Origin of the sequence: Lyngbya sp. PCC 8106, from assembly GCF_000169095.1 — a bacterium.
Taxonomy (GTDB): Bacteria; Cyanobacteriota; Cyanobacteriia; order Cyanobacteriales; family Microcoleaceae; genus Capilliphycus.
This window is the reverse complement of sequence record NZ_AAVU01000007.1, coordinates 14,217-38,543: the sequence shown is the minus strand read 5'-3', so window position 1 is coordinate 38,543 and position 24,327 is coordinate 14,217. Positions and strand designations below refer to the sequence as shown.

15 protein-coding genes are annotated in these 24,327 nt (G+C 46.3%); 3 read left to right on the top strand and 12 right to left on the bottom strand.

Annotation, left to right across the window (positions count from 1 at the left end; all coding sequences use genetic code 11):
• Positions 1-127 precede the first annotated feature (127 nt).
• A complete protein-coding gene (gene pyk, locus L8106_RS06630) occupies positions 128-1,552 on the top strand; it encodes a pyruvate kinase (RefSeq protein WP_009783466.1) in 1,425 nt (474 codons plus the stop codon).
• A 126-nt stretch (positions 1,553-1,678) separates the two neighbouring features.
• On the opposite strand, the gene L8106_RS06625 is transcribed toward pyk, so the two are convergent.
• The 12 genes from L8106_RS06625 to rpsT form a co-directional block, all read right to left on the bottom strand.
• Positions 1,679-1,927 (bottom strand): hypothetical protein, encoded by a 249-nt coding sequence (locus L8106_RS06625; RefSeq protein ID WP_039895628.1) that lies wholly within the window; start codon positions 1,925-1,927, stop codon positions 1,679-1,681.
• 326 nt (positions 1,928-2,253) lie between these two features.
• The gene (locus tag L8106_RS06620) at positions 2,254-2,919 is read right to left on the bottom strand and encodes a GUN4 domain-containing protein (RefSeq protein WP_009783463.1); all 666 of its coding nucleotides are present in this window, start codon (positions 2,917-2,919) and stop codon (positions 2,254-2,256) included.
• A gap of 36 nt (positions 2,920-2,955) precedes the next feature.
• Positions 2,956-6,297 carry an efflux RND transporter permease subunit gene (locus tag L8106_RS06615; protein WP_009783462.1) on the bottom strand — a complete coding sequence of 1,114 codons (3,342 nt, stop codon included), beginning with the start codon at positions 6,295-6,297 and terminating at the stop codon, positions 2,956-2,958.
• A 92-nt stretch (positions 6,298-6,389) separates the two neighbouring features.
• Positions 6,390-6,626, bottom strand: a complete 237-nt coding sequence (locus L8106_RS06610; RefSeq protein ID WP_009783461.1) for a hypothetical protein — start codon at positions 6,624-6,626, stop codon at positions 6,390-6,392.
• 51 nt (positions 6,627-6,677) lie between these two features.
• Positions 6,678-8,303, bottom strand: a complete 1,626-nt coding sequence (locus tag L8106_RS06605; protein WP_009783460.1) for an efflux RND transporter periplasmic adaptor subunit — start codon at positions 8,301-8,303, stop codon at positions 6,678-6,680.
• Positions 8,304-8,729: 426 nt separating this feature from the next.
• The gene (locus tag L8106_RS06600; protein ID WP_039895627.1) at positions 8,730-9,407 is read right to left on the bottom strand and encodes a hypothetical protein; all 678 of its coding nucleotides are present in this window, start codon (positions 9,405-9,407) and stop codon (positions 8,730-8,732) included.
• 16 nt (positions 9,408-9,423) lie between these two features.
• Positions 9,424-9,783, bottom strand: a complete 360-nt coding sequence (locus tag L8106_RS06595; protein WP_009783458.1) for a metal-sensitive transcriptional regulator — start codon at positions 9,781-9,783, stop codon at positions 9,424-9,426.
• Positions 9,784-10,363: 580 nt separating this feature from the next.
• Positions 10,364-14,464 (bottom strand): DNA-directed RNA polymerase subunit beta', encoded by a 4,101-nt coding sequence (locus tag L8106_RS06590; RefSeq protein WP_009783457.1) that lies wholly within the window; start codon positions 14,462-14,464, stop codon positions 10,364-10,366.
• Positions 14,465-14,627: 163 nt separating this feature from the next.
• Complete coding sequence (locus L8106_RS06585; protein ID WP_009783456.1) at positions 14,628-16,517, bottom strand: DNA-directed RNA polymerase subunit gamma; 1,890 nt, start codon at positions 16,515-16,517, stop codon at positions 14,628-14,630.
• Between the two features lie 184 nt (positions 16,518-16,701).
• Positions 16,702-20,001, bottom strand: a complete 3,300-nt coding sequence (rpoB, locus tag L8106_RS06580; protein WP_009783455.1) for a DNA-directed RNA polymerase subunit beta — start codon at positions 19,999-20,001, stop codon at positions 16,702-16,704.
• 351 nt (positions 20,002-20,352) lie between these two features.
• Positions 20,353-21,168 (bottom strand): TatD family hydrolase, encoded by an 816-nt coding sequence (locus L8106_RS06575; RefSeq protein ID WP_009783454.1) that lies wholly within the window; start codon positions 21,166-21,168, stop codon positions 20,353-20,355.
• A gap of 503 nt (positions 21,169-21,671) precedes the next feature.
• On the bottom strand, positions 21,672-21,989 hold the full coding sequence (gene rpsT / locus L8106_RS06570) for a 30S ribosomal protein S20 (RefSeq protein WP_009783453.1): 318 nt from the start codon (positions 21,987-21,989) through the stop codon (positions 21,672-21,674).
• Between the two features lie 458 nt (positions 21,990-22,447).
• Between rpsT and hisD the strand changes: the two genes are divergently transcribed.
• Both hisD and L8106_RS06560 read left to right on the top strand, forming a co-directional pair.
• A complete protein-coding gene (gene hisD / locus L8106_RS06565; RefSeq protein ID WP_009783452.1) occupies positions 22,448-23,782 on the top strand; it encodes a histidinol dehydrogenase in 1,335 nt (444 codons plus the stop codon).
• 113 nt (positions 23,783-23,895) lie between these two features.
• A complete protein-coding gene (locus L8106_RS06560) occupies positions 23,896-24,315 on the top strand; it encodes a universal stress protein (protein ID WP_009783451.1) in 420 nt (139 codons plus the stop codon).
• The last annotated feature ends 12 nt before the right edge of the window (positions 24,316-24,327 follow it).

Below are 24,327 nucleotides of genomic sequence, written 5' to 3'. Positions count from 1 at the left end.
AATATTAACTTTTCTGATGAAAACTTCGGATTTTAAAACCTTGTATTTTTCATCTACTGAAAATTAAGATTACATCTCCATCAAAGGAGAACTTTGAATCAACCTCTAGATATAACAGATATAGCTCATGCAAATGTCAACTCATCGAACCAAAATTGTCGCCACTATCGGTCCTGCTAGTCGAGATGCCAACACCCTTAAACAAATGGTCGTTGCAGGAATGAGAATCGCCCGATTAAATTTCTCTCATGGTAGCTACGAAGATCATGCCGAAACGATTAAAATGTTACGTCAGGTTTCAGATGATTTAGATATCCAGATTACCCTATTGCAAGACTTACAAGGGCCAAAGATTCGAGTCGGTCAGTTACCCGATGGTGGGATTGAACTAATCACAGGTGAATCCCTAACTTTAGTTCCCATTGATGAGTATAACAATCAACCGAATACTATTTCGATTGATTATCCCTCTTTAGCAGAAGAAGCCGAACCTGGGGCGCAAATTTTGCTCGATGATGGCTTATTAGAACTCAAAATTGAGGAAATTTCGGGTAAAGCCGTTCAATGTAAAATCGTAGAAGGGGGCTTATTAAAAAGTCGCAAAGGCGTCAATTTACCCAGTTTAATTTTACAACTGCCTTCGATGACAGAAAAAGATATCCAAGACTTAGAATTTGGTTTATCTCAAGGGATTGATTGGGTGTCTCTGAGTTTTGTCCGTCGGGCTGAAGACGTTCGCCACTTAAAGACATTTCTCACGGAACACGGGGCTGAACATATTCCGGTAATGGCAAAAATTGAGAAGCCCCAAGCTATTGAGAACTTAGAAGCAATTATCAATGAATGTGACGGTTTGATGGTCGCCCGAGGGGATTTAGGAGTAGAAATGAGTCCAGAAAAAGTGCCTTTGTTGCAAAAACAGATTATTAAACTCTGCAACCAAAAAGGAGTTCCAGTAATTACGGCAACCCAAATGCTAGAAAGCATGATTCATAATCCTCGCCCGACTCGTGCAGAAGCCTCGGATGTCGCCAATGCGATTATTGACGGTACGGATGCGGTGATGTTGTCGGGAGAGTCCGCCGTGGGTGATTTTCCGGTGAAAGCGGTGGAAATGCTGGCTAAAATTGCCTCTGGTGTTGAACCGGAATTGAAATTTGTTAACTATCCTCCTGCTGAGTCCGACGAAACCCATGCGTTGAGTGAAGCTATAAATACAATTGATAAAATTCTGCCGTTGAAGTGTATTGTTGCTTATACTAGCACCGGATATACTGCTGAACTCGCTGCCGCAGAACGACCAAAAGCTGCTGTTGTGGCTTTTACCCCCGATGAGATTACCTACCATCGTTTGAACTTAGTTTGGGGCGTTCTCCCCATTTTGTTAGCTCACGAAGTTGGCTCTTTTGAAGGATTAATGGATCAAACCGAAACATTACTGTTAGAACGTCAGTTAGTCAATCTGGGTGATCAAATTCTGGTTGTTGCTGGAATTCCCACGAAACACCCCAGAGGCACCAACTTCCTGAAAATTCATCGGATTGAACGCTAAAATTTGATGCAAACTTGATTAAAACTAAAAGTTGTGGGAGATTTGATCTGCTTTTTCAGTTCTTCCACTTCTTGACTTGTTAATTAAATTTATCTCTTTTTTTGTCTATTTTGTGATTGAATAATTCTATTCTTCATTTTCTTCTGGCTTCATCTGCCGAACTGTCTCCAAAACGGAACCGACTGCCAACCCCATCGCGGCTCCCGCCATTGCATACTGACTCGGTGCTTTTGAGCGAGAATAACCCACATCATTGATGCTGACCTGATTACAACATTGATACCGATCCTGGTGGAGCTTAGAGACTGCTAACCCAAATACAGAGCCAAGCATCGCCATGATAATCCCCGAAAAGAGGATGAGCCTCGTATTCATTGTATTTTCCCCCTAAGCTGACTCAGATTGACATTTTTTTTAGTCTCTATATCCGTTTTAGCAAACCTTCGAGAAATTACAAACATTGTTTTACGAAAATTAAAATAGTACCTGAGAATCTTTCCAACATTGTTTAGGCTAAAATTAAGAGATCATCATCCGATTTCGGGGATAATCGATGGAAATTCAATCAAAATCTACCTCAACCACACCGAAAATGATGACTCAAGTTAAAAAGAAATTAAGCAAAAATAAAAGAAGCCAATAAAAGCAAAATCGTCACAGCAAATAGGATATGATTAATCCAATCATCCGTAGACCAATCTTTAAACATTTTCAGTATCCTCTGCGATAAGTTGAACATCCGAAGTGACATCACACTGCATCAGTCGCGCTAGAAAATAAACCGCCATCTTTGCCCCATAAGCCGAACGCCACCAGTTAGACGGATGACAACCCAATGGTGCCGATAAACTAAAATCCAAGTGATCATAGGGCAACCATTTATGATTATCCCGCCATCCCATGCGATCGCCAACTTTTTCTAAAACCTGTAAATCAATATTAGAAATATCATCGGTTCCCCCCTCACTCACATAAATTTGTTGTTGTCGGCTAAACCCAAAATGATCATGACTATAAGTTCTCCAAAGTTTATCCAACAAGCATAAACTACTACAAGGAAACTTGATCACATCATCCGGCGTAATATTATCGTGATTACTTTGTCCGATAATTTCCAACATCACTCTCGTCGTTTCGAGATCCGCTTCCTGCCACTGTTGCGCCGCCAACAAGTCCCGCAATTTCTGATAACGGTAGACATCACTCAACAACAACAACACATTACTCAACTGTTCCTCTAACTGTTCGACGCGCTGCGACAAGCTAAAAAGAGTTAACTCTGTCGAGTCATCCGAGTGAGACACGGTCGGGCTGTCAGCTTGGGAAGCCTCAGCATGATTAGCTTGGACACGTTCTTCATCCGTCATCGCATTTGTTGATTTGATCCTAAGTGAACAGTAAACCTAAACCCCTTCTCCGTGAGGATCAGGAGACTGATGATTGATTCGTAAAGCCTGATCAGGACTCAAAGAAGTTTCTTCTGTAGATTCAGAATCACCACTGGAACGGCGTTTTATCGGCTTGAGTAACCCCCCTGAACCATTAGAATCGTCATCACCATCAGTTTTCTCCGGCTTTTCCCCTTTCAGTACACGAGCCTCTAGGGTTTTAATCGCAATATAAAGGTTCGGCGTAATCAACAAACTCAGGAGCGTTCCCACAAACATTCCGCCAAAAATTGCCGTTCCCAAAGACCAACGACTCGACGCACCCGCACCCGATGCCACCACCAACGGCCAAAACCCAATCAGAGAAGAAATTGCCGTCATTTGAATCGGTCGAAACCGTTGTTCTGCCGCTTGCGATGCCGCTTTTTTAATACTCAGGCCTTTATCGCGCAACTGGTTAGCAAATTCCACAATCAAAATCGAGTTTTTAGAGGCCAAACCAATCAACATCACCAACGCCACCTGACAGTAAACATCATTCGTCACCACCGGCCAGATGCTACCCACCATCAACACATTAGAACGCAACCAAATCGCGGACATCGCACCCAACACCGCCAAGGGTACAGACAGAATAATAATCAGGGGATCAATATAACTTTCGTACTGCGCCGACAGCACCAAAAATACCATCACCAACCCCAAACCAAAGATAATCGGAGCCGCACCCCCAGAAGCCTGTTCCTCCAAAGCACTCCCCTGCCACGCATACCCAAAACCCGGGTCAAGCACTTCCGAGGCCGCTTGTTCCATCGCGGCGATCGCCTGTCCGCTACTATAACCAGGTGCAGGATTTCCTTGAATCAACATTGAGCGGAAAATATTAAAGCGGGTAATCGTTTCTGGGCCGACAAAATCTGTAATTCTAACCAAACTGCTCAACGGAATCATCTCATTATTGCGAGAGCGAACGTAGAGTTTATCAATATCGTTAGGTGCCGACCGAGCCTCCGCTTCTGCTTGTACATACACCCGATATTGTCTCTGTCCGAGAACAAAATCACTCACATAAGATGAACCAAAATAAGTTTGCAGGGTTCGGAAAATGTCACTCACATTAACATTAAGAGTATTAGCGCGATCGCGTAGCACTTCGATTTGTTTTTGAGCCTTATTTGCCGTAAATTGAGTAAAAGCCACTCCGACAGACGGATATTGAGGCGAATTGACTGCCCCAATTAAGCGATTTCCATTTTCCAGTAAAGCCGAAATCGGTAAATTTCCACTGCGATCTTGCAACTGAAATTCAAACCCACCCGTACTGCTCAACCCTTGAACAGGGGGTGCATTCACCGCAAACGCTCTCACAGACGCTACAGTTTGCAAAGACCCATTTACCCGACCCAGGACACCATAAACAGACTGTTCAGGCGTCGGGCGTTCTGACCAGGGTTTGAGGGGAACAAACATAATCCCTTGACTGGGGTTAACTCCATTAAAACTAAATCCAGCAATCCCAAAGGTTCCCAACACTTCAGGTGCTTCTAAAACTCTATCTGTAATTTCGTCAATGGCTTCGGCGGTGTAGTTGAGAGAAACCCCCTCTGGAGCTTGAATCAGAATAATAAAATAGCCCTGGTCTTCTTCCGGAATAAATCCTCCAGGCACCCATTGATACATCAAAACGGTGAGAACCAAACCCCCCACAAAAATCCCCATGACCAGAGTGTTGATTTTGAGCAGAAAATTAACTGCTTTCGCGTATTGGTTTTGAATCCCACCAAACCCCTGATTAAACTTTTTAAATAACAATCCGAGAGGCCCTTTGGTTTTATCTTTCGGACGCAGTAGCACGGCCGACATACTCGGTGAAAAACTCAACGCATTAAAGGTGGAAAAGGCGACAGCAAAGGCAATTGTTAAGGCAAATTGTTTAAAGATAATTCCGGTTGTTCCAGGAAAGAATGACACCGGAATAAATACCGCCATCAACACCAAAGAAGTCGCAATCGTTGCCCCGGTCAGTTCTTGCATCGCATCCAGGGCGGCTTGACGGGGTTTCATTCCCTGTTCAATTTTTAGAGAAATCGCCTCAACAATCACAATCGCATCATCCACCACCAAACCTGTAGCCAGAGTACAAGCAAATAACGTCAGGGTATTGAGTTCAAATCCCATGATTTTTAATCCCGCCATTGCCCCAATTAACGCCACAGGAATAGCAACAGCCGGAATCAAAGTTGTCCGCCAATCTTGTAAGAAAATAAAAATTACTAAAATCACCAAACCAATCGCTTGAGTTAAGGTGACAACCACTTCATTCAAAGAAGCCGAAATAAATAATGTCGTGTCGTAGGGAATTTCATAGTTTAATCCTGGCGGAAAACTCTCACTCAACTCCGCCATTGTTGCTTTAATCTGGTTAGCCACTTCTAAAGCATTACTTCCGGGGAGTTGATAAATCCCCAACCCCACAGTTGGTTGACCTCTAAAGGTGGCAACAGTATCATAGTTCTCGGCTCCAAGTTCGGCTCGACCCACATCTCGGAGTTGAATCAGTGTCCCATCATCCCCGACTTTTAGCACGAGATCTTCAAATTGGTCAATGGTTAAACGACTGGTTGCTTGTAGGGGAATTTCAAAGCGTTGACCCTCGGGTGTCGGACTCTGGCCCAGTTTTCCCGCACCGATTTGAATATTTTGTTGTTGTAGTGCAGCGCTAACATCTTGAGCAGTTAGTCCCCGTGCCGCCATCTGTTGGGGATCGAGCCAAATTCGCATCGCATACTGTCGTTCCCCAAAAATTGTCGCCTGACCGACTCCCGGAACTCGCCTAATCTGGTCTAGAACGCTCAAGTCTAGGTAGTTACTCATAAAGATATCGTTGTAGAGATATCTGCCGTTATCATCAGTGTCAGAGTAAAACGCGATCACGAGCAGAATACTCGGAGAAGAAGAAGCAACTGATATTCCGGTTTGTCGAACGGTCTCGGGTAAGGTGGGTTCAGCCTGAGAGACTCGGTTTTGAACGTTAACCTGAGCGATGTCTCGATCTACATCCACAGGGAAAGCGACAGCAATATTAGAAATGCCGTTGTTTCCAGTGTTGGAGGAGATATATCTCATATCCTCAACCCCGTTAATTTCCCGTTCTAAGATGGTCGTGACGGTGGTTTCGGTCGTCTGAGCATCTGCCCCAATATTGACCGCAGTGACGTTAATTTGGGTGTTTGCTAGTTGGGGTAACTGAGTAATCGGCAGCAAGGGAATACAGATAGCCCCCAACAAAATAACAATAATGGTGCAAACCGTTGTCAGAACGGGTCTTTTAATAAATGTGCTAACGAATAACAACATAAAAATCAGCAGGGGTAGATGAGTTCAGGGTTGGGAGTAACGATTGTTAGCGTTCGCAGAGCGTGCCGTTAGGCGTAGAGTCGGACTTGATTTTAAACTTTTCTTTTAAGATGCTGGTGTTTTAGCGTATTGATATTTTCGAGGACAAACGGGCTTAAAAAAATCAATCTTTTTGCTAACAAAAGAATCGAAGCACCATAATTGCCTTCCAGTTTATCAGACTCCTTGACTTTTGATAGATTAATAATTCTATTCATTGAGCGATTGGCTAAAATTCCATACTGTTTTACCGCAGCATCCTCCTTTAGAGTAAATTCCGATTGGTTCAACTCATGATCACAGACCGGGTAAACTCAGCGACACAACGCCCCGACTCTCAATTACTCCGAAGGTGATGCGGCTTCTTGCTGTTGATTGGGTTCGGTAACGGGTGTACCATCGCGCAACTTCACCACTCCGTCGGTAACAATGCGATCGCCTGCTTTTAACCCCGATAAAACTTCAAAGCTTTGACCCTGCATACTCCCTAACTCCACAGGTCTTTGCTTGGCGATCTGCATTTGCTGACCTTCTTGATTTTCTTCTTCGACGACAAACACAAAACTTTGAGCGCCAATGCGGTTAATCGCCGTTGTCGGTACTGTAATTCCCGCTTGTTGTTCCCAAATCACTCTCGCTCGAACAATTTGGTCGGTTCGCAGTTTGTTATCTTGGTTGTTGTAAATTGCTTTGACTAAAATCGTTTGGGTTTCTGTTCCGGCATTCGGAGAGACATAGGAAATCCTACTTGTGCCAATCTGTTGACCTGTTTCTTGAGAGATCAGTTCAACCGGAGTCCCGACTCGAATTTGAGATAATCGTCCCACAGGGACATCAATATTCACTTCTAATTGATCATTTTGTCGAATACTGGTAACAGTCGTTTGGCTATCAACAAAATCCCCCACTTTCACGGGAAGCTCACCCACAATCCCCGAAATTGGAGCTTCTAAACTATAGTAGTCGAGTTCAACTTGTTGACCTGTCGCATCTGCTTGAGCCTGTTGAATTTCCCGTCCTAAGCGATTCACCTCAGATTGTTGAGCTTCTATCACCTTTTCCTGACTGGCAATTTGAGCGTTGAGAGTCGCGACTTGGCGTTCAAAAGCTTGTCCTGCACTCTCAACCCTCGCCCTCGCCGCTTCGATCCGGCTTTGCTGAGTGCTAATCTGAGCTTGTAAGGTACTAATCTGGCGTTCGAGATCCTGTTGAGCGGCTACAACTTGCGCTTGTGCAGATCGCACGGTATCTTCTTGTTGAGCGAGGGCCGCTTCAGCTTCTCGAATCTCACGCAAACGTTGATCATAGGCTTCTGAGGAAACAACGCCTTCTTCCCACAGCTTTTCATATCTCTCAAAAGCACTGTCCCGTTCTTCTTTGACAATTGCTCGACGGTCACGTTCTCGACGAGCGGCTTCGAGTTGTTCTTGAGCATCTTTTAAGTTCGCAGCTTCTGAAAGAAATTCAAGTTCATACTCAATGCGTTGCTTTTCTTGTCTTTCGGCGGCGAGAGTTTGTTCAGCATCTCTTAAATTGGCTTCTTGAGATTGATAGCTTAACTCCGCTTGCAATCGTCTCAATTCTGCTCGTTGAGCGTCTAGATTGGCTTTAGCCGTTTCAAGTTGAGCGCGTCTTGATTCAACCGCCGCTAGTCTACTTTCTAAATTCGCTTGTTGTTGAGACGGATCAATCAACATGATCGGATCTCCGGTTGACACCTGATCGCCTAATCTCACATAAACTTGCTTCACCCAACCACTTACCCGAGGTTGAAGGACAGAGTTTTCTACCCCTTCAACCCGAGCAACAAACTCGGTGCTATCTTTGACTTGACTCGATTCAACTCGGTCAATTTCTACGGTTACAGGTTGAGGTGCCGCAGCTTGAGGTTGTTCTGCACATGAACTCAACAGTAGAGTCCCCAATAACAGAAGTAAGGATTGTTTTGAGTCTCTTTTGATATCCATTCTTAAATGTTTCCATTGAGGTTAATCAGATTTTATTTAGAAATATGTCTTGCTGACTGTTGAACAGAGATGACTGGAAACTAGAATAAAGCCAGCTCGTTTAAAATGAGCAATGAGCTTCCCCATTCACTGGTAAAGTGGTGAAGCTTACAACTCTTAGCCATCTTTCGACCTCCTGAGCAGAGGTATTGCTGAGGCTTGAAAAGTTAGAAAATTAAACTATATAGTCTAGTATAGAAAAATTTATCTTAAACCGAAGCAACAATTTACGCAACGACTGAAGACATGAAAAACTAATATTGTGAGCAATTTTGATCTAAAATCGAAAAAAAAATCAGGGTATTGAAGGCAAGATCCGGAGATCTCCCCATCAATCATCCATGGTAATTCTTTAAGTCTTTGAGATCACATTGATCGGCTCAGAGATCAGGCTTGGGGTTGTTGTTGATTGGTTTCCGTTTCACCCAGAGTTGAACTCAAAGGCGAACGCACACACAGATAGAATAAAGGCCCTAGCAAGGGAAGTAAAGCCACCCCCCAAAACAGAAAAGAATTATTCATTTTCCGTCGCGCCATATCATCCCACAGTAAAGCCGGAAACACCAGACCGAGCAGACAAAAATCTAAACTCATCACATGAATAAAGCGACTCGTTTGCCATTGTTGTAGAAAGTCTGACCAATCTCCACCGTTTAAACCGTAGCCCATCAGCGTAACGGCACCTATTGTTAAAAGAATACCTGTAATTCGAGAATCGAATAATTTTAAAACAAAATTTAGAGAACCCGAATAATTGGGGTTCGGTTGACGGAAAACCAGATAGGGTAATATTGCAAACGCCCCCACCGCAAAAGAAGCCATTGCAAACGGCCAAGCCGATATTTTTTGACCTTGACCATCAAAAAACAATAAACTACTATAAATTAGCGGCCAAATTCCCATTAAATTAAAAAGAGCAACGATCAGAGGATTGATTCCCTGCCAGTTGCCCGTTGACAAATCTTTAATCAAAACTAAGGTATCGGGCTGATCGGGCGGCGCCAAGGTAAAGGCGTAGGTAACAAACCCGATCCACAACAATCCGAAGAAGACTTTCCTGAACATAAATGCAGTACAAGGCTTAGGGGATAAACCGATCTAAAGCAGATTTTAACTGCTCAATCTCATCATCGATGTTACCTTCTTTTGCCGCTCTTGCCACACATTCACTCAAGTGTTCATCTAGGATAATCCGCGCCACTCGGTCTAACGCACCTCGAATCGCGGCAATTTGCACTAACACATCCGGACAAGGATCACTTTCGGCGACCATTCTTTTCACCCCTCGGATATGCCCTTCAATCCGAGACAAGCGGTTCACAATACGTCGCAGGGATTCTTCACTGTGAACATGAGGAGTCGTCTGGTGATGTTCGTGGTCATTGTGAATGTGTTCGGCTTGATGAGCGTGCTGTTCTAACTTGGGGTCTGATCCAATCATGCGGTATTGTCAGCAACAATGAGTAGAGTTGAACGGCTTCAATTCGCGTGCGCTGAAATTGGAGTTTCCAACTACAGCTCACAAATCGTGCTTTGCTCTTGATATTATACCTTACCTTGGCGCTCCCTGCGGTTCCCTAATGCACCTGCCCCCACTCCGCTAGATTGTTGAAAGTGGAGACAGATGCCCAGATGTTTGACAGTGAAGTCATCTGTTCTACAAAACCTGTACAAAACGTCGCATTACAACACTTTTGCACTGTTTGCTTCCTGTTTCAAACCAGGACTGTCGGCAGCACCCTGTCCACAGGCTGAAAATCGGCTGGAACCCAACCTATTATTGAGTTTTCAATCACAACTTTGGATCTCTACTCCACTATTTTCAGGAAATTTAAAACTGATGGCTTTACTCAGTTACCTTTTTACAGGCTGCCCACTAGACAAGAATTCTCTGGGATGTCAAGCCTTAAATGCTTTAATCGCTTGGTTTTCGCGTTTTTTGATTGTATCACATTCAGAAAATACCTTGAAGCCACTCAAAGTAACGCAAATCGTATACTAGATTACATCTCTGTGATCAGTTATTTATCTTCCTCAAAACTGTCATCATCAATGAGTTCATCATCCAAAAACAGAGAATTATCCTTGATGAGTTCATCGGACTCTTGAGTGTCGTTGAGATCACCTCGATCCATTTTACGAGCGGTGCGATCATCAAGAACAACATCTTTCAATTCCATTTCCTCATCTTCGAGATAACTCATGTCGTTATTCTCAAGGCTAAAATCCCCAACCCCGAGTTCTTCATAGGCATTAAATCCAGTTCCTGCCGGAATCAAACGACCAATAATCACGTTTTCTTTCAAGCCTCGTAACCAGTCAGACTTCCCTTCAATAGCGGCTTCTGTTAAAACACGAGTGGTTTCTTGGAAACTCGCCGCTGAGATAAAGCTATCGGTATTCAAGGACGCTTTTGTAATCCCGAGTAACATCGGTGTATATCGTGCAGGTGCGCCCCCGGTAATCGACATCGCTTCGTTGACCTGTTCAACCTGGCGCAGTTCGACCAGTTCTCCCGGTAACATAGTTGTATCTCCACCATCATCAATTCGCACTTTCGAGGTCATTTGTCGAACGATGACTTCAATGTGTTTGTCAGAAATATCAATTCCTTGAGACTGATAAACCGACTGCACTTCGTTCACCAAGAAGGTTTGGCATTGTTGGAAACTCCGCAACGCCGCATCATAAATGCCCTCCAGGTGTTGATGATAGTTAAAGAACACTTCCAAGATTTCGTGAGGATTTGCAGGCCCATCGGTTAGGGCTTGACCCACTTCCACCATTTGTCCATCGGAGACAATCACCGTTTGACCGGGTAACAACGGATATTCACTAATGTTGCCATCATTTTCCATCACCCGCAGATCAACAATTTCGTCCGTGACATTGACTTGCGCCGTTCCGGGATGTTTGGCGAGAATACAAGCTTCCTTGGGTTTACGGGCCTCCAACAGTTCTTCAATCCGAGGTAAACCCTGAATAATGTCTCCTGTTTTCGCCCGTTCAAACACCAGCAACACCAGGTTATCGCCCCGTTGCACCAAATCTCCATCATTAAGATGTAGAATCGCCCCAGAAGACACCCGATAAGGACGACCCAAACGCATGATGACTTGAGTGGTTCCGCTCGGTGCCAGTTGAGAATCATCTTCCGAACCCTCCGAGACAGACTTCTCTTCAGCAGTCCCGGATGACCCGGGATGAACTGCAATAATCTCACCCGACTCGGGAAGTGTCACCCCAGGAGCTAGTTCACTACTCTCAACCACCAACTGACCCGGTTTAACATTGGTTGTCACTCCCGGGGGAAGGTCAATTTTCATTTGGTCAGCATCACGCACCACCAAAATCCGTCGGAGGATTTCTGTCCCGGAGCGAATACCACTGACGATTCCGGTTTCTTTACACAAGATTTCCGTCCGACTGACCACCGAACCCGGTTTAATTTCGTCTCCGTCCTTAACGAGTAAACGAGTGCGGGTGCTGCCTTGAGTCGCATCTGCCACGATATCCCGACGAATCACCAAAGACTCTAAAATCACCAATTGCAGGCGCATCAGTTCTGGATCTTCTTCATGGGGAATCAGTTCAATATCGGCCGCCAGTTGGGGGGCTTCAGTGCCGATATTAATCACCAGTTGAGTTCGCAACAGTTCCACCCCTTCAACCGATCGCACTCGTTCACCATCTTTGTAGGTTAAGCGCTGCACGGCTTGTAAAGAGATCGATTCGTTTAAGGACTCTTGAGAAGGAATCGGAGGCATTTCGGGGACTTTGAACTCAGTCACCGGTCGCAGCAATAAAGCAGGACCCTCGGGAGTTTCCACATACTCAATGTAGTGCAATTCTGTCGCAACGATACCGGGAATCGCTTCTTCTCCCGGATTAACAATCTTACCATCAATCGCCATGACCATTTCCGGGTCATCAACGAGGTGGAGTTCTCCCGGTTTGATCACAATTTCCCGCAAAATGTCATTTTTCTGAGTGACTTCAATCACCCCGTTGGACTGACAGAAGATGTCTTTCACTACTTCGGTACCGGCTTCGACGTACTGCCCATCTTCGACCAATAACAGAGAAATATCTTTATTGACTTCGTGACATTCTTCAGGAATCCACAGGAGTGTACCGCCTTGAATCACTTCGTATCCTTGTTTGGCTTTATTGCGCTTGGCGACTTCAACTCCCGCATATTTAATAATGCCTCCGGTCGCCGTGCGGTAGCTATCATCAATCAACTCGGCGATCACTTCATGGTTCTCGACTTTACTTCCCGGTGTCACCTTCAGCAAGAAGCGATTGTTGTTGGTGGTTTCAATCACATATTGTTCACGACCTTGGAGTTGCTGTATCCGCACTAACGCCTGGTCTAACAACACCGAAGCGGTGATAATTTCAATCTCACGCGGGAGGTCTGATTTGGGAGTCGTGGTGGGAGTGACCACACCCGCACCCGTTGGTTCAGCCAAGGGAGGAATAGAGGGTTCGAGAACCTCTGGTGTCGTTGTGTCCGGTTCGCGCTCGTGAATCCGAACAATTCCCCCATGTTCCGAAACTAATCGCGTTTGAGCCAGTACACTGTCGATTCCAACGCGATCTCCGTTTTTAACGGTGGGTTCAGCCCCAGGAAGTAAGTTATACACCTCACCTGAGAGAATCCAAATCAAACCGCCTCGGGCAGCAATGCGGGTCATGTTCCCTTGACGGTCGGTTTTTTCCTCAGCCACTACATCAGCAAACTTGACTTCACCCGCTAAGTCTGTGGCAACGTCTTTGGTCGCTTTTTCTGTGGTTTTACGAGCGGTACGACCCCCGGCGGGAATCTCGACTAACACTTGGTCGGCTTTCACCGATTGCCCTTCTTTGACGACCAGAGAACTTCCTTGAGAGACATTTAACGATTGAGTCCGATCCCCATTTTCGACGGTAATTTTACCGTTACTTTCAATGTAAAAAGAATCATCGCCGTGACGAGTCCGGAAGGCGCGTAATCGCAGTGTTTTCGGTAAGTGAACCACACCATCAAAGGGGGCTTTAATAATTTCGGCGGCTTCTGCGGTGAAGACTCCTCCGGTGTGGAATGTCCGCATGGTTAACTGGGTTCCCGGTTCACCGATAGATTGGGCTGCAATAATCCCAATTGCTTCTCCGAGATCGACCATATCTGCATGAGCTAAACTCCAGCCATAACAATGCCGACAGACGGAGCGAGTCGCTTCACAGGTTAACGGACTACGCAGAAAAACTTCCTTGACTTTTGATTGACCAATAGCAGTTGCGAGATCGGCACAAATGGCTTGGTTGCGAACTGCTTTTTTGCCTTCAAAGCTAACAATTTCCCCAGTTTCGGGGTGGATAACATCTGCTCCTAGCACTCGTCCAAACAACCGATCTTGTAGGGGAATCAGAATGCGTTCACCATCGGTCATACTTCGCAGCCAAATTCCCTTTTCGGTGCTACAGTCGATTTCTCGCAAAATGACGTCTTGAGCTACGTCTACTAAACGACGGGTCAAATATCCCGAGTCAGCCGTCCGCAAGGCGGTATCAACTAAACCTTTCCGCGCTCCGTAGGAGGAGATAATGTATTCGGTAACGGTTAATCCTTCCCGGAAGTTGGTTTTAATGGGCAAGTCAATAATTTCCCCTTGGGGGTTTGCCATCAATCCCCGCATTCCCACAAGCTGACGAACTTGGGAGATGTTACCCCGCGCCCCAGAAAATGCCATCATGTAAACGGAGTTGAGCGGGTTTGTGGCTTTAAAGTTTCGCACCACTTCATCTTTGAGGGCCTCACTCGTCCCGTTCCAGGTATCGACCACTTTTTGAAAGCGTTCGACTTCGGTAATTTCTCCTTTGGTATAGCGACGTTCTGTACGACGAATTTCTTCTTGGGCTTCATCGAGAAGACCTCGCTTAGAAGGGGGAACTTGCAAGTCTTCTACACTGATGGAAACTCCGGCGCGTGTGGCATAGCGGAATCCCATATCTTTTAATACATCGGCAATTTGAGCGGTACGGGCAGTACCATAATGGGTAAAGGACCAAGAAATAAGTTTCTTGAGTTGCTTTTTATCAATAATTTGATTACGGAAGATTTTTTTATTGTCAGTCATGGGTTATTACAGTAAATAGTGAACAGTGAATGAGTCAGCAGGTGACAGGTGAAGGTGATCTTCTGATTTGAGATCAACCCCTCAAACCTGACCTCTGACCTCAGCACACGGTCATCTGTGGGCATCGCTTTTTCAAGGCGGTGAACGGATGACTCGAAAACAATTACACTAAAACGTCTTGAACGGTTTTATTGAAAATCACACGTCCCGCAGTGGTTCGCACATATTGGGACAAAATTTTTCCGTCTTGATCTTCTCGCACCCGACGAGTGGGTTGTCCACTTTTCTCTCCGACGTAGATTTTGGTGACGATTCCATCACTGCTGCTTTCTTCTTTTTCTAGTCGTTCACCTTCGCTTCCCGTTACTTCACCTTGAAAACGTACCCAGATGTAGGCGTGCAAGTCTACCGCTCCTTGTTCATAAGCGGTGATCGCATCGGTCAGACTGGCAAAGTAGCCGTTTGCTCCTTTTGTGGCCGCTGGGTTTTCCGCCGTGAGATAATAACAGCCGAGTACCATGTCTTGGCTCGGTGTGACAATCGGAGAACCCGTCGCGGGTGAAAGAATATTGTTAGAAGCCAGCATCAGCAGTCGAGCTTCGGCTTGAGATTCGATCGACAAGGGAACGTGAACGGCCATTTGGTCGCCGTCAAAGTCCGCGTTAAAAGCCGGACAGACGAGAGGATGTAACTGAATGGCTCGTCCTTCTACTAAAATCGGTTCAAAGGCTTGAATCCCCAAACGGTGTAGTGTCGGCGCTCGGTTGAGCATGACTGGATGACCATAAATTACTTCTTCTAAAACATCCCAAACACTGGGATCATTGCGTTGAATTAATTTTTTGGCCGCCTTAATATTGTTGACGAGTCCCTGACGAATCAACCGATGAATGACAAAGGGCTGAAAGAGTTCAATCGCCATTTCACGGGGAAGTCCGCACTGGTGCATTTTCAGTTTTGGCCCGACGACAATCACTGAACGCCCGGAGTAGTCTACCCGTTTTCCGAGTAAGTTTTGCCGAAAACGACCTTGTTTTCCTTCGATAATATCGGAGAGGGATTTCAACGGACGATTATTCGCCCCCACAACTGTTCGTCCTCGCCGACCATTATCAATTAAGGCATCAACGGCTTCTTGCAACATCCGTTTTTCGTTGCGGATAATGATTTCTGGGGCGAGAATTTCCTGCAAACGAGCCAGACGGTTATTACGGTTAATCACCCGACGATAGAGATCGTTTAAGTCACTGGTGGCAAAACGTCCCCCATCTAATTGCACCATAGGTCGCAGATCTGGAGGAATGACGGGAATGACGTGTAATACCATCCACTCTGGTTTTGACCCAGTGGCGATAAAGTTATCAATCACCCGTAGGCGTTTAATCAGTTTGGCGCGTTTTTGTCCTTTAGCCGCCGCGATATCTTCACGCAGTCGCTCGGCTTCTTCTTCAAGGGGAATATCTGCTAAGAGTTGAGCAACGGCTTCTGCCCCGATTCCGACTTCTACCCCACTGAGGGTTGTATCCTCACTATACATTTGTTCTTCGATTTCTAGCCACTGCTCTTCCATCAGTAACTGTTTGTAGGAGAGGTTTTCGGCGTTACCGGGGTTGAGGACGACGTAGGCGTTGAAGTAAACTACCTGTTCGACATCCCGCAGGGGCATATCGAGCAAGATTGCCATATAGCTCGGAATTCCTTTGAGATACCACACATGAGTCACGGGTGCGGCGAGTTTAATGAAGCCCATGCGATGACGACGAACTCTTGACTCGGTGACTTCTACGCCGCAACGTTCACAGACAATACCCCGATGTCGAACCCGCTTGTATTTACCGCAATGACATTCCCAATCTTTCGCCGGACCAAAAATTCGCTCGCAGAATAAACCATCCATTTCCGGCTTCAGGGTACGATAATTGATGGTTTCGGGCTTGGTGACTTCGCCCACGATTTGGTTATTGGGTAATGTCCGTTCTCCCCATGTCCGAATTCGCTCTGGAGAAGCTAACCCAATTTTGACGTAATCAAAGCGCTGTTCTAGTTTAGGCATAGTTTGTAGAAACGGAGTTGTTAACGGATGAGTTAACGGTGGGGGTGATCAACGTTAACGCTATAGAAACGGATAAATCTCAGTTCGGTGAGACAGTTTACAGTGAGCGACTGATCAGTGACCTGTTGTAACCGTTATCCGTTTTTTTGGATTGTTCCGGTGTTCACGGGTCACTGTTGAGTGTTTAAGAGTCTTTTTTGTCTTCTTCGCTGGCGGTAAACTCATAGGTGGGTTTGGATGGGGTGCGTCCTCGGTTGGGTTCGTCTGCCATCAAGTCCACCTCTAAGTCGCGGCCAACTCCGTCTTCACCCGTTTCGACTTTGTGAACGGCAATATCCAAGCATAGAGATTGTAATTCGCGCATCAACACTTTAAAGGATTCTGGCGTTCCGGGTCGAGGAATGGCTTTCCCTTTGACAATGGCGTTGAGAGCCTCGTTACGGCCTTGCATATCATCGGATTTGACGGTGAGCAATTCCTGTAAGGTGTAAGCAGCACCAAAGGCTTCGAGCGCCCAAACTTCCATTTCTCCAAATCGCTGTCCACCTTGTTGGGCTTTTCCGCCCAGGGGTTGTTGAGTCACCAGAGAGTAAGGGCCGGTTGAACGGGCGTGAATCTTATCATCGACTAGGTGAACCAGCTTCAGCATATAAGCCACCCCAACGGTTACAGGTTGATCAAAGGGTTCTCCTGTACGACCATCGTAGAGCAGAACTTTACCCGGATTATCGGCGTTAAACAGCCAATCTTTCTTATTTTTTTCTCGGGCGAGTTGCAACTCTCCATGAACCGTTTCCCGTGACATTTCCTCTCCGTGCATTTCATCAAAGGGAATCACTTTGTATCGCGTCTTTAAGTTTTCACCCGCCCATCCGAGTAAACATTCAAAGATTTGACCGACGTTCATCCGAGACGGTACACCCAAGGGATTCAAAACAATATCTACGGCCCGTCCATCGGGTAAATAGGGCATATCCTCAACGGGCAGAATTCGCGAAACAATCCCTTTATTTCCATGTCGTCCAGCCATTTTGTCGCCGACTTGGATTTTCCGTTTTTGAGCAACATAAACCCGAACGACCATATTGGCACCTGGGGGCAGTTCATCACCTTGTTCGCGAGTAAAGACGCGCACATCGACCACTCGACCTTTTTCGCCGTTGGGAACCCGTAGAGAGTTATCGCGAACATCTCGGGCTTTTTCTCCAAAAATCGCTCGCAGGAGTTTTTCTTCTGGGGGTTGGTCGGATTCTCCTTTGGGGGTAACTTTTCCCACGAGGATATCTCCGGCTTCTACCCAAGCCCCAACTCGAATAATCCCATTGGCATCAAGTTGTCGCAAGGAGTCTTCGCCGACGTTGGGAATTTCTCGGGTAATTTCTTCTGGCCCTAGCTTGGTTTGTCGCGCTTCAATTTCGTACTTTTCAATGTGAATGGAGGTGTAGATATCCTCATAGACAAGACGTTCGCTGATTAAAATCGCGTCTTCGTAGTTGTAGCCTTCCCACGGCATATAAGTGACAACGACGTTATGCCCTAAAGCTAGTTCTGCACCTTCGGTTGAAGAACCATCTGCCAAGACTTGTCCGACGACCACTTGGTCGCCTTCGTAAACGAGGGGACGTTGATTTAAACAGGTGTCTTGGTTAGAACGGTTATATTTCTGTAATTCGTACTCGACTTCTTGACCTTCCGGTGAGGTGACTCGAATTCTTGCCCCATCGACATAGGAGACTTCTCCATCAATTTGTGAAACAATCACCATCCCCGAATCTCGGGCGGCTTGGGCTTCTAACCCGGTTCCGACGAGGGGGCGTTGGGGTCGCAGCAGGGGAACTGCTTGACGCTGCATATTAGACCCCATTAATGCCCGGTTCGCATCGTCGTGTTCGAGGAAGGGAATCAATGAGGTGGCAACAGAAATGATTTGAACGGGGGAAACGGCTACATAGTCTACTTGGTCGGGAGTCGTTTCGGTGAAGTCCTGACGATAACGGACTGGAATCACTTCCCCTAAAATGTTGCCTTCGGCATCTGTGGAGACATCTCCCGGTGCCACTCGCAAATCATCTTCTTCATCAGCAGTCATGTATACGGGAGGCCCATCTCGCCGCACACGACCGTTTTCGGCGGGATAGTAGGGGGTAGCAATAAACCCGTAGGGATTGACTCGCGCATGGGTCGCTAGGGAACCAATTAAACCTGCGTTCGGGCCTTCTGGGGTTTCAATCGGACAAATCCGCCCATAATGGGAGGGGTGAATATCTCGGACGGCAAATCCGGCTCGTTCTCGGGTCAGACCACCCGGGCCTAGAGCGGACAGACGGCGTTTATGGGTCAATTCAGCTAGGGGATTGGTTTGATCCATAAATTGCGACAGTTGAGAACTTCCGAAGAATTCTTTAATCGCTGCCACCAGGGGTTTAGGGTTCACTAGGGAAGCCGGGGTCAAAGAGTCTGAGTCGCTGACGGTCATCCGTTCACGGATAATTCGTTCTAGACGGTTTAAACCCACTCGGACTTGGTTTTGCAGCAGTTCCCCCACAGAACGCACGCGACGGTTTCCTAAGTGGTCGATGTCGTCGGTTTCGCCGATGTCGTATTCGAGGTTAATTAGGTAGTCGATCGCCGCTAAAATATCGGTGGGTGTGAGAACACGGGTAATATCGGGAATGGTCAGGCGCAGTTTACGATTGAGTTTATACCGTCCGACTCGACCGAGATCATAGCGTTTGGGATCAAAGAAGCGGTTGTTGAGGAGTTGTTCTCCTCCCGCGACGGTTGGGGGTTCTCCGGGACGCAGTTTGCGGTAGAGTTCCATTAAGGCATCTTCTTCGCTAAATTCGCCTTCTCGATCTATGGTTTTCTGGAAGTAGTCGGGGTGGCGCAGGGCGTCGAAGATTTCGTTGTTGGAGAGTCCGAGGGCTTTGAGGAGAACTTGGGCGGAGAGTTTACGGGTTTTATCGATTCTCACCCACACGAGATCGTTTTTGTCGGTTTCAAATTTTAACCAGGCGCCTCGGTTGGGGATCAGGGATGCGCTGTAGGTTCGGCGTTGGTTTTTATCAATTTCTGATTTATAGTAGACACCAGGACTCCGCACGATTTGGTTAACGATTACTCGTTCTGCCCCGTTGATGATAAAGGTTCCGCGTTCGGTCATTAACGGCAGATCGCCGATGAAGACTTCTTGTTCTTTGATTTCGCCTGTTTCTTTGTTGATTAAGCGGGTGGGAACGTACATCTGCACGGCGTAGGTGCTATCGCGTCGTTTGGCTTCATCAACGTCGTATTTGGGCTGTTTGAGTCGATAGTTTTGAGCGAGGAAGTGGAGTTCCAGTTTTCCGGTATAGTCGGTGATCGGGGAGAAGCTTTCGAGTTCTTCAATGAGTCCGCTTTCTAGAAACCACCGAAAACTTGAGCGTTGAATGTCGATCAAGTCGGGGAGCAGGAACATTGATTCTTCGGTGGTGGTATTCGTCATAGGTTTAGTTTTTGAGTTGAGTGGAATTGGATTTTTGGGAACGGGGTAAGGTGTACGGACTAGATTTTGAACATTTATGGGTGTTTTGTTTAGTTTAGGGGAGGTTTGAGCGGGACTGTCGGTTGGGGTTTTAACAAAAGCATAATTTATTTAAGAGTCAACTCGTTTTCGGATTTTATAAGTTTGGGATAGGTTTCCTCGACTTTGGGGTGTGAAAGCTGGGGGTGTTTCCTTGAGGCTGAATTGAATGGATTCAACAAAAGCCGATTATTCTTTTTTCCTCAAGAGTTGTTGATTGCCAACGCAGAACCGTGATTCTTTGGGTTAGAAGTCCCCTCTCAAAAATTGGGGTTAAATACTCAAGGGTTGTTGTTGTTCTTGGAGTTCGGGTTGGGGTAAGCCAAATAACCGACAAGCGTTTTCGGTGGTTTGTTGGGCGAGAATCTCGACGGGTATATCTCGAAGTTGGGCGACTTTTTCAGCGACATAACGCACGTAGGCGGGTTCGTTGCGTTTTCCCCGACGAGGAACTGGGGCGAGGAAGGGACAGTCGGTTTCGATCAAAAGGTGTTGACTATCAACTATTCGGGCTGAGTCTTGAATTTGAGTGGCTTTTTTAAAGGTGACTGTTCCACTAAAGCTGATGTAAAATCCCAAATCGAGAAAGTCTTGGGTTTCTGTGGGGGTTCCTCCCCAACAGTGCATCACACCTTGAACTGGGCCTCGTCGCTCCCAAAAGTTTCGCAAGAGTTGAAGCATGGGTTCGGCTGCATCCCGACAATGGATAATGACGGGTTTGTTTAGGTGATAAGCAAGCTCGAGTTGGGCTTCAAACACCTGCAATTGCAAGTCGTAGTTATCGGCTTTATAAAAGTCTAGTCCCATTTCACCTAAAGCGACGACACGGGAATCGGATTGCGCCAGTTTGAGGATTTGGTCTGGGGTAACGGTAGTCCATTTTTCGGTGTCTAATGGATGCAAACCGACTGAAAAAAAGAGGTTTTCGACTTGATTTGCGATCGCTTGAATTTCGGTGAATTCATGTGGATGTACGCAGGAATGGACTAAACGAACAACACCTGAAGCTTTCCAGCGTTGTTGAATCGCTTCTAAGTCCGATGCGAGAACATCAAAGTTAAGATGAACGTGAGTATCAACGAGCTGCATTATAATTGAGTAGATTCGCGTTTCGGGAGAGCCTTGGCAGCAATTTCCACTGCTTTTTAACGTGATGTTGACAGAAGTTGGGCTAGGGCTGTCTGGCGTCCCAGGCTAACTTGACAATCGCGTGGGTGTAATTTCCTCAAGTGCCGTAGAGTAAGGATCAAGATCAGTAAAGATCGCCTATGTTCTACGCTTTTCGGGGATGAGGCTGTAAACCGCCCGCTAGCCATCTCCTGTGTGATCTGATCAGCAATCGGTCACTGGTTGTTAACTCACTTGCAACTTTTGACTTAATTTAAGGATCACTTTTATATCTAAATGTTTAGAACTCTAGAATACAATGGAGGAGATTCAGGGCAGAACGCTCTGTGATCGAGTTTTTGAGTCGCCGCGAATAAATCTTTCCAATTGGCAAATGGGAGAAGAGCTAACTCATCTCCCTTCCCCTAATTGATGATGACAAATGAGTGATTTTTTCTCTTTTGTCTACAGCCATTCAGAATTCCTTAGGACACGTTGGACTCCTGAGCGTTAGGATTCGGGAAGTAAGGTTTGAGAGCTTTGGCAAGTCGAGCTTTCTTACGTGCGCCATTATTGCGATGGAGGACGCGGTGCTTTACGGCTTTGTCTATTTTGCTGTAAGCGGCTGACATCCGTTGATTGACTTCATCTAAGGTTTCTTGTTTGGGATCAGATGCGTATTTTTCGACCGCTGCGAAATAATTTTTCATTAACGTTTTCACGGCGGACTTGTAGAATTTGTTTTGTCGCCGATTGCGTTCGGCAATTTCAATTCGTTTGATGGCAGACTTAATATTAGCCATAGGTTCGCGTTCTCACCAAATGCGGGTCTTCAGGACTTCTATATACACAAGTTACAGAAATACTACTATAACATCTTTTCTGCAAAAATAGTCACAGAAAAAATTGGGTTTTTGGATCAAGCGTGATCGGGTCAGTCGAGTGTCCGAAAATCTTTCAGGGCAGGCACTCTCACCCGGCTCAAGAAAAAAAAAGCAATTGGAAGTGAGCGAAAAGCTGGAATCTGGGACGGGCAAGGGTAGGATACGTTAAACTATTACAAGAAGTTCGGGAACACCCAACATTCAGAATGGATGAAAGGTGATGGAAAACGCGGAAATCGAGACAGGTCAAGGCAAAAGGGGAATTTTGAATCTCAGACTCGAAGTGACTCCGGTTTTGTACTGTCCACTCCATTTCTGGACTGATTCCCAATTCCGTCTTCTGGCCGATAACTCTTGAGGTTGGCACTCCTACCACCATGCTGCGAATTATCACTCAGTGGGTTGAAGCACAATCAGAACTACGACGGATCGCGAGTCGTACCCATGATGACATGATCCTTCATAAAGAGGCAACGGTGCGGGAAGTGCTGCAAACCGTTAAACGACAAGGTGACAAAGCTCTACTGCACTACACCCAAGAATTTGACCACCAAACCTTAACGCCAGAACAGTTGCGTGTCAGTGGTTCAGAGTTGGATGCTGCCTACCAGCAAGTCTCTAAAGAACTTCTTGATGCGATTCGGTTGGCGGCGAAACAAATCGAAGCCTTTCACCGACAACGGATTCCCAAATCTTGGGTTCAGTTTCAAGAGGATGATGTGGTCTTAGGTAAACGCTACACTCCTGTTGATCGAGCGGGTTTATATATTCCCGGAGGCCGAGCAGCTTATCCGAGTACCGTTTTAATGAATGCAATTCCGGCGAAGGTGGCGAAAGTCCCTCGGATTGTGATGACTACGCCTCCCGGCCCCGAAGGTAAAGTCAATCCAGCAGTGTTGGTAGCGGCACAAGTTGCCGGGGTTCAAGAAATTTATCGCGTGGGTGGAGCGCAAGCAGTAGCCGCTCTAGCTTACGGTACAGAAACAATCCCGCCCGTTGATGTGATCACAGGACCCGGAAATATCTATGTCACCTTAGCGAAAAAGTTAGTGTATGGAACGGTTGGCATTGACTCCCTCGCTGGGCCATCAGAAGTTTTAGTGATTGCCGATAGTGGGGCAAATCCAGTTTATGTGGCGGCGGATTTGTTGGCTCAAGCTGAACATGATCCGATGGCGGCGGCGATCTTACTGACCACAGACTCGGCATTAGCCCGTCAGGTGGTCACTGAGGTCGAACGTCAACTCACGGATCACCCTCGACGAACCTTAACAGAAAAAGCGATCGCTCATTATGGTTTGGTGGTTGTGGTTGAGTCTTTAGATGCCGCAGCTAAACTGTCTAATGAATTTGCTCCAGAACATTTAGAACTCGAAGTAGCAGATCCTTGGGCAATGCTGGAAAAAATTCGCCATGCGGGGGCTATTTTTCTGGGCAGTTCAACTCCAGAAGCGGTGGGAGACTATCTCGCAGGCCCGAACCATACTTTACCAACTTCTGGGGCAGCCCGTTATGCTTCGGCTTTGGGGGTGGAAACATTCTTGAAGCATTCCAGTTTAATCCAATATTCTCCTACGGCTCTCCAAAAAGTTGCGGATGCAATTAATATTCTGGCGACTGCCGAAGGTTTACCCTCTCATGGGGACTCAGTACGTTTGCGAACGGAAACCTCTAAAGATGAAGCGGATTTTGATCTCGATGGTCAGTTGTAACTGAAATATTTGCTGTCAAGTCATCTCGATCTTCGGGGTTTGAGGAGCAGATCTTGGTATGATGGGAAGTCACGAACAATCGTGGCTAATCGTCTGGGAGGATAACTCTATCTGTGCTGAAAACAATATTGGTTGCTGTTGATGGTTCACCATCGACTGAGTTGGTGATTCAGGCTCTAGAACAATTTCATTTACAACCGACCACAAATATTATCTTCTCCCATGTAATTTCTGCCCAGGAGTCCGACAGTGAAGCACTCGCTGATCGTCCTCATCCCGACTCGGGAGAATTTCTCCAAGAGCAACTTCGCCTTTATCAAGACAAGTTAGATTTTCGGAGTGAACTGGAAATCGTTCATGGTGATCCGGCAGTCGAGATTATTCGCCTTGCAAATATCTACAAAGTAGACTTAATTATTCTGGGAAGTCGGGGATTAACCGGGTTAAATCGTATTTTACAAGGTTCTGTCAGCGCTCAAGTCGTAGCGGAGGCTCAGTGTTCAGTGTTAGTGGTCAAAGACAACGGAGAATAGCTAAAAAAATTG

What these genes read in the sequence shown, in the direction of transcription:
- pyk (WP_009783466.1), top strand. Translation starts at nt 128, where the DNA reads ATGCAAATGTCAACTCATCGAACCAAAATTGTCGCCACTATCGGTCCT.
- L8106_RS06625 (WP_039895628.1), bottom strand. Translation starts at nt 1,927, where the DNA reads ATGAATACGAGGCTCATCCTCTTTTCGGGGATTATCATGGCGATGCTT.
- L8106_RS06620 (WP_009783463.1), bottom strand. Translation starts at nt 2,919, where the DNA reads ATGACGGATGAAGAACGTGTCCAAGCTAATCATGCTGAGGCTTCCCAA.
- L8106_RS06615 (WP_009783462.1), bottom strand. Translation starts at nt 6,297, where the DNA reads ATGTTGTTATTCGTTAGCACATTTATTAAAAGACCCGTTCTGACAACG.
- L8106_RS06605 (WP_009783460.1), bottom strand. Translation starts at nt 8,303, where the DNA reads ATGGATATCAAAAGAGACTCAAAACAATCCTTACTTCTGTTATTGGGG.
- L8106_RS06600 (WP_039895627.1), bottom strand. Translation starts at nt 9,407, where the DNA reads ATGTTCAGGAAAGTCTTCTTCGGATTGTTGTGGATCGGGTTTGTTACC.
- L8106_RS06595 (WP_009783458.1), bottom strand. Translation starts at nt 9,783, where the DNA reads ATGATTGGATCAGACCCCAAGTTAGAACAGCACGCTCATCAAGCCGAA.
- L8106_RS06590 (WP_009783457.1), bottom strand. Translation starts at nt 14,464, where the DNA reads ATGACTGACAATAAAAAAATCTTCCGTAATCAAATTATTGATAAAAAG.
- L8106_RS06585 (WP_009783456.1), bottom strand. Translation starts at nt 16,517, where the DNA reads ATGCCTAAACTAGAACAGCGCTTTGATTACGTCAAAATTGGGTTAGCT.
- rpoB (WP_009783455.1), bottom strand. Translation starts at nt 20,001, where the DNA reads ATGACGAATACCACCACCGAAGAATCAATGTTCCTGCTCCCCGACTTG.
- L8106_RS06575 (WP_009783454.1), bottom strand. Translation starts at nt 21,168, where the DNA reads ATGCAGCTCGTTGATACTCACGTTCATCTTAACTTTGATGTTCTCGCA.
- rpsT (WP_009783453.1), bottom strand. Translation starts at nt 21,989, where the DNA reads ATGGCTAATATTAAGTCTGCCATCAAACGAATTGAAATTGCCGAACGC.
- hisD (WP_009783452.1), top strand. Translation starts at nt 22,448, where the DNA reads ATGCTGCGAATTATCACTCAGTGGGTTGAAGCACAATCAGAACTACGA.